Origin of the sequence: Helicobacter labacensis (genome assembly GCF_003660285.1) — a bacterium.
GTDB classification, from domain to species: domain Bacteria; phylum Campylobacterota; class Campylobacteria; order Campylobacterales; family Helicobacteraceae; genus Helicobacter; species Helicobacter labacensis.
This window is the reverse complement of the sequence record NZ_QXQQ01000046.1, coordinates 1-3,466: the sequence shown is the minus strand read 5'-3', so window position 1 is coordinate 3,466 and position 3,466 is coordinate 1. Positions and strand designations below refer to the sequence as shown.

Here is a 3,466-nt window from a genome sequence, read left to right as displayed (position 1 = left end):
GAATCCGCCCCAGGACAACGCGTCTAAGCAAAATACGCCTCCAAGCGCAAGCCAAGAGAGTCCCTTGGAAAATACAGCCCAAACCCCCACCCCGCCTGAGATGAAGCCAGAGACAACTCCCCAAGCCAAACAAGCCACCCCCCAAGCCACCCCTCCTCCCACACAGATGCCCCTCCCCAATGTGGGTATGGGTGATTTGCAAGAATTTGCTTGTGGGACTTGGAGCTATGATGATGCCAAATTGGAAGCCACGCGCCCAACTATTGTGCGCAGCTTGGATAAAGCCAGCGGGCAGTATTTGGATTTAACCCCATGCAATTTACAAAGCGATCCTAGCACCAGCAAGAGCGGTAAGATCACCCTAGCCTACACCCCATTGCCCGACAAAATAGAAACTCTAGGTCCTACACAAACCACCCACACCTTTAGTCTCTCCAAAGCCAATTATTCCCAACGCCTGTGCTATAGAGCTAAAACGCGCCAGTGCTTGCGCATTGATCCCAACACCACCCAAGAGTGGACCAGCACCTACTCCACCACCACCATTAAAACCACAAAGACCTACGAACGCCCGCTCCAAGTAGGCGCGTCCACCCCAACCTACTATGTGCAAGAACTCACAGAAAATAAAGCCGAGCGCACCACCAGTGTGCAAAAAAATGGGCTCAATTTAGACGCGGATTTTATGCAGTTTGTAGAAGTCTATGAGGGAAAATATTTAGACGATCAGATCAAGAATAGCCCGGAATACAAAACATGGGTGGAAGCTGTGGTGCGCCCTAACCAGGGCACTTGTAGCCAATATGAAGTAGAGGAACTGCTTAAGGGTAAGCGTGTGCTCCCTAGTATCCACAACACCCGCATTGTGTGTGTCAAGAGTGGAGATTATGTGTTAAAGTAGGGATTCAAACCTGTGTGCTGTAGTAGTTTCTTAAGCGTGGGGTTTATGCTTAACTTCGATTCCTCGGGCTCTCCATAGTTAAAGCTAGAGGATTCTAAGCGGAAATTGTGGCTTTAAACAAGAGCGATCTATTTAGGGTCTTATGTTTTCCCTATTGCGGTTGGTTGATGCCCCAAAGATTATCCCTTGCTTGGTGAGCAAGCTTGCGCTACTAGCCAACCACCCCCATAGCTTAGTTGCTTGCAGGCTTTAGAGCGGGCGTGCACAAAGGTTTGCGTTTAGCACATGGCTAATTTTAATCGATCCTTGTTGCTATGGCTAAAACACCCAGCCGTAATTGAAAAACACATTGAAGTGCTCCACCCCCTCCTTAATCCCCAAAACACCCACCAAAGTTTTGGTGTTGATTTGGGCACGCACATTTTGCTGGATTAGGGGCAGGGCTATGCCTATGCTGTATTTAGAATGTTTGTAGCGGTAATTAAAGCCCGTAGTCAGGTCTAAGTTACCACTATTGGCAAAACCTATACCCAAATCGTAGCCTTTCCACAACGCCCGAAAGCCCAAGAAACCCCCAAAGGCACTTTTAAGTTTGCGCACAGCGTATGCCCCTCTTTTCTTAGCGCGCAGGTGGTAGGTGCTATAGCGGGTTTTAAAATCAATGAGCGCGTCCATTCCCACCCCTAAAGCCACTTGGTTAATGGTGTGCACAAAACCCATTTTTTTAGCAAAGTTGTATTTTAAAATCCCGTAATAAGCCAAGCCAAAATAGTCGTTAAAATACTGTTGGTAACCCCCCTTGATGTCAAAACCCACCATTGCTAAGGCGTTAGAGCTATGGGTAGAGAGAACGCCTTGTAAAGCGCGCATAAAGGCTGTGGGATAAACAGGAGTGCTTTGGCTAGCAAGCTGGTTGTAATTAATGGGCAGTTTCCCCGCCTTGCCAAGTTGGGTCCACACATCTACACCGATACCTCCCATGCCTGCTTGCACATACCGACCATCGATTTTATAATACTTCCAGGCTGCCTGCGCCCCGTCTTTTGATTCGGGGGCTCCAATTGAGGGATACCAACCATTTTGGTAGGTCATGTTACCATTATGACTATACCCATTGACATGCCCAAATTCATGCATCACCGTGATGATAGGCCATGTGTTGCCATTTATATTATCTGTGGACAAAATTTTGGCTGTGGCTGGATTGATTAAAGAGCTTTGAATCCCAAAGACTCCGGGGCTTCCTAGACCTTCGTAGGGAGCTTGGGGGGTTAGGGTGTCGATCACGATGGTTTTTTTACCGATGTATTTGTCATAGACCTGTTGCTTGTTTAACACATACTTTTGGTAAGCTGGGTTAGTGATTTGTCCTTGTGCGTTGGGGACCACATTGGGCTTAAAGTCTCCCGGACCATTCACTAATTCAAAGGGGGAGTTTAAAAGCGCGTTTTTGAATTGGGGGGAGCTTAACATGGCAGTGAGATTAAAAAATGTCTCCACTAACTCTTTTGCCTGTGTGGGCGTGGGGATAGCCCAAGTAGTGTTACCTGCAGCCCCTGCTTGGGCGATTTTGCCCTCAATATCTACCGTGATTTTAGCCAAATTGTCTAAAACCTGTGTGGTGGTGGGATCTGAAGAGCTAGAGGGAGCTAGACTGAAGATAGAATTGGCATTGCCCCCCAGCTTGGCAATCTCTGGAAGCAAATCCTCTGCGAGCACACTTTGGGTAAATTGGGGCAAATCCTTGATCATGCCTACCTTGACTTTTTGGCCATTGGCTGTGTCCATGTAAATATCTACATTGTGTAGATTGTAGGGTAGAAAACTCTCCACATGCAAACCCTTCTGGGTAAGTTGTATCTTTACTGGAGCGGTGGTATTAAAGGTAATGGGATTTTTCCTATTGTCTAGGGCTGCTTGGGTGAAAGTGGGGGTGGCATCTTGCATATATTCTTGGCTACAGATGATGCCAAGCGGGCAGGGGGGTTTTGCATTAATGTCCTCACGGGTTTCTAAAAGTCCCGTCATCAGCCCTCCTTCCACAAAAAAACCATCTTTGGGATGGGCATTTAAATTTCCCAACACACCAAGCAACACCAAAGAGAAAAAACGCTTCTGCATGTATCCACCTCAAAAACCCGCGTTATAATAAAACTGGGTTAACTTGAACTTTAAGGAGCTTGGGTGTTAGCAGAGTCAAGCATGTTACTCCCCATTTAGCCTGCGCGCCCTTGGGTGCAAACTCTTTAAGTTTTGCTAAAAGCAAGATTGGGCGCGCATTTGTGCTACTCCCACCTGTAGCACTAGGCAGTCAGGATTGTAACCACCCTCATATGTAAAAAAATTAAACCTAGAGTGATCTTACACTGAGTGGCATACACAAGCTTTAAAGGCATTAATGTCTGCTTTTTTGTCCTCATTGCTTTTAAGCACCTCAAGGATTTTTGTGCGTTGTTCTTGTGTTTCCAAGAAGTTAGTCGCATTAAAAAGGTGGTAAAAGTATAAAAAACTCTCTAAATCTTGCTTTTGTAAAATCTTTTCTAAATGCACTTCAAAAAAGACTTT

2 protein-coding genes and 1 pseudogene are annotated in these 3,466 nt (G+C 46.3%); 1 reads left to right on the top strand and 2 read right to left on the bottom strand.

Translation table 11 applies throughout. The features are described from left to right. Positions 1-901 (top strand): annotated as a pseudogene (locus EAO33_RS08785) (hypothetical protein); the annotation flags it as partial. A gap of 318 nt (positions 902-1,219) precedes the next feature. On the opposite strand, the gene EAO33_RS08780 reads toward EAO33_RS08785, so the two are convergent. Further along, positions 1,220-3,022 carry a porin family protein gene (locus EAO33_RS08780; protein WP_120946402.1) on the bottom strand — a complete coding sequence of 601 codons (1,803 nt, stop codon included), beginning with the start codon at positions 3,020-3,022 and terminating at the stop codon, positions 1,220-1,222. Positions 3,023-3,262: 240 nt separating this feature from the next. Further along, positions 3,263-3,466: hypothetical protein (locus tag EAO33_RS08775; protein ID WP_162982281.1), on the bottom strand; the 204-nt coding region annotated here is incomplete at its 5' end.

What these genes read in the sequence shown, in the direction of transcription:
- EAO33_RS08780 (WP_120946402.1), bottom strand. Translation starts at nt 3,022, where the DNA reads ATGCAGAAGCGTTTTTTCTCTTTGGTGTTGCTTGGTGTGTTGGGAAAT.